This window comes from Polynucleobacter sp. 35-46-11, from assembly GCF_002281105.1.
This window is the reverse complement of sequence record NZ_NCFJ01000666.1, coordinates 1-1,207: the sequence shown is the minus strand read 5'-3', so window position 1 is coordinate 1,207 and position 1,207 is coordinate 1. Positions and strand designations below refer to the sequence as shown.

Genomic DNA, 1,207 nt, shown 5'->3' with positions numbered 1-1,207 from the left:
GTGATTAGATCGCCATCATTTCAAAGTCTTCTTTACGTGCACCGCACTCAGGACAAGTCCAGTTCATAGGAACGTCTTTCCAAAGGGTGCCTGGTGAAATACCCTCTTCCGGTAGGCCAGCAGCTTCGTCATAAACCCAACCGCAAATTAAACACATGTATGTTTTAAATTCCATCGCTGTCTTCCTTGTAGATATTTTTTATTTTAAATCCACTGCAGCATCGCGTTTTTGATGCATCTCAAACTTAAACAACCTGCACTCCAGAGGGCCGTTAAATAAAGGAGTGCGCTTAGATTCCTTGATACGCAACTGTCCTGGCAGCGCCATATCTGCCGTTAGCACAAAGACATTCCAACCACCAAAAGCATCCTTGAGATGTTGGCCGAACTGTCTTAAGAACTCAACAAATTTTGGATCTTGCTCTTCCTGAGCTTGCAACTTTTTGAGAGACTCGCGGCTCGAACGTTTAGCGCTCTGACGACCTGTTTCCAAATTAAAGGCGTAGCGATCTTCTGGCTCTTCAGCTTGCTCATAGGAGTCACGCTCCATGTCACCGCCTGCAGCACGATCCTGACCTCGCCCACCTTTGATGACTAAGCGCTCACCATAAGGCGGATTCAAGAGCATGACACCCTCTTTAACATTCGATGGTGGTTTGCTGGCCAAGGCGTCAATCTGGCGAGTCACTGGTAAGCCAGGTAACTGCGCACGCTGCCAATTACCTTTAAACATTGCCACTAGGCGCTCATTAATATCACCGCCGCTAATGCCTAAAGATTCTGAATCCGGGAACTGCTTACGCTTTTCCATCATCTCTGCGTGTGCAGCGTCTTTCAGAGAGATCCAGCGCTTTTGTTCAGCAGTCTCGTTAAAAGGCTTGAGTCTTTGAAAACCAAAGCCATGGGCTGAAGTCACCAATGGACGATAGGCCAAGCGACTTGGCTTTGCATCATCGCCATACATACCCGCCCGAATGGCTCCTGGCGGAATAGCCAAAGCCATTTGTGCAGCTTCAATTAAAAAGGTGCCACTACCGCACATCGGATCAAATAAAGTTTGAGAGGGTTTCCAGCCAGTAATTGACAGAATACCTGCTGCAAGATTTTCTTTTAAAGGAGCGTCACCTTTTTCATCGTGCCAGCCACGTTTAAATAAGGCCTCACCAGAAGTATCTAAATAGATAGTGGCATGTGTTGCCGTCAAATG

The 1,207-nt window shown here is 47.1% G+C and carries 2 protein-coding genes; both read right to left on the bottom strand.

Features of this window, described 5'->3' with window-relative positions; translation table 11 throughout:
• Positions 1 to 4: 4 nt before the first annotated feature.
• Positions 5 to 175 (bottom strand): rubredoxin, encoded by a 171-nt coding sequence (locus B7Y67_RS18600; RefSeq protein ID WP_293599904.1) that lies wholly within the window; start codon positions 173 to 175, stop codon positions 5 to 7.
• Between the two features lie 24 nt (positions 176 to 199).
• A partial coding sequence (locus B7Y67_RS18595; protein ID WP_293599903.1) for an RNA methyltransferase occupies positions 200 to 1,207 on the bottom strand: 1,008 nt, incomplete at its 5' end.

What these genes read in the sequence shown, in the direction of transcription:
- B7Y67_RS18600 (WP_293599904.1), bottom strand. Translation starts at nt 175, where the DNA reads ATGGAATTTAAAACATACATGTGTTTAATTTGCGGTTGGGTTTATGAC.